The following is a 1,633-nucleotide window of genomic DNA, read 5'->3' on the forward strand; positions in this document are numbered from 1 at the left end:
ACTTTAAACATCATTTAGGCATTTCACCGCTATCCATAGCGCGTGCTGCATGGGCAAACCTGAAAGCGGGCAGAGTTGTTCAAGGTGGCAGCACGCTTACCCAACAATTGGTCAAGAATTTTTATCTCAGTCGAGAGCGATCACTTAGCCGAAAGGTAAATGAAGCACTGATGTCTCTGATGCTGGAAGCCCATTATGACAAGCAGTCCATCCTAGAAACTTACATGAATGATGTCTTTCTCGGTCAATCTGGCTCACTCGCTATCCACGGGTTTGCAGCGGCCAGCCTCTACTACTTTGGCAAGGATTTACGTGCCTGCTCTATCTCCGAACACGCTCTACTTGTCGCCATGATCAAAGGCCCGTCCTATTATAATCCTCGCCGTTTTCCTGAACGAGCACTAAAACGACGCAACCTGGTTTTGTCTCTTCTGAACAAGGAGAACCTCCTTGACGATCAACGCTATCAAGAGGCGATCACTCACACATTAAACGTTATCGATAAGCCGACTCTACAGACTAATCCCTACCCGGCATTTATGGACATGGTAAAGCGTCAGCTGGGAAAAGATTACCATGAAGACGACCTACGCACTGAAGGGCTAAAGATATATACCAGTCTAGACCCCCAGCTCCAGCACCAGCTAGAGAATACAATCGCCAGCAAACTTCCAACACTCGAATCAGTGAAACAGACAGGAACGCTTCAAGTAGGCGCCGTGGTCACCGCAACCGGCACCGGGGAAATACTCGCCATGGCTGGGGACAGAAAAGCACGATACCGCGGTTTTAACCGTGCTCTTGATGCAAGAAGACCTATCGGCTCGCTCATTAAACCGTCAATATTCCTTAGCGCACTGGAAAAACCCTCACAATATCAACTCAGCACGCTGGTATCAGATCAGGCATTCAAAATAGAGTTTGAAGATGGGCAAATCTGGGCGCCGCAGAACTTTGATCACGAAAGCCATGGAGAAGTCCCCTTATATCTAGCGCTTGCTAAATCCTACAATCTGGCAAGTGCCCGCTTAGGTTTAGAGCTAGGAATTGACACAGTGCATGACATGCTCAGGCGTTTAGGTGTCAAAAGAGAGCTCACGCCCTACCCTTCTCTATTCCTAGGATCTCAATCATTGTCACCGCTTGAAGTGACGCAGCTCTACCAAACTATCGCCAGTAATGGCTTCAACATGCCCTTAAGAGGAATTCGCGAGGTCACCAACGCACAAGGTGAAACTTTAACCCGCTACCCTTTCAAGCTTAGTCAAGTAGTTGCACCCGAGGCGATTTATTTATTACAAGAAGCACTAGTAAAGACCATGCAAACCGGCACCGGGCGCTCTGCATACAAACAACTACCAGAGCAACTGGTGGTTGCGGGTAAAACCGGCACCACTAACGATAATCGGGATAGTTGGTTCTCAGGCTACTCGGGAGATTACCTAGCAACCTTTTGGCTCGGCCGCGATGACAATAAAGAAACACACCTAACCGGCAGCAGCGGTGCCCTGCAGCTATGGAGCGACTTTATTCGCCGCATCCCTCAATATCCCTTGAGTATGGAAGCTCCTGCTAACATCCAGTACCATTGGTTTGATCAAAACACGGCTCACCTCACCGATGAACGATGCAA

1 protein-coding gene is annotated in these 1,633 nt (G+C 48.7%); it reads left to right on the forward strand.

Annotated elements, in window-relative coordinates; translation table 11 throughout:
* On the forward strand, window positions 1-1,633 hold a 1,633-nt coding region (mrcB, locus tag A3756_RS23650; protein WP_068554844.1), incomplete at both ends, for a penicillin-binding protein 1B.

The sequence above is a fragment of the Oleiphilus sp. HI0086 genome (genome assembly GCF_001635225.1).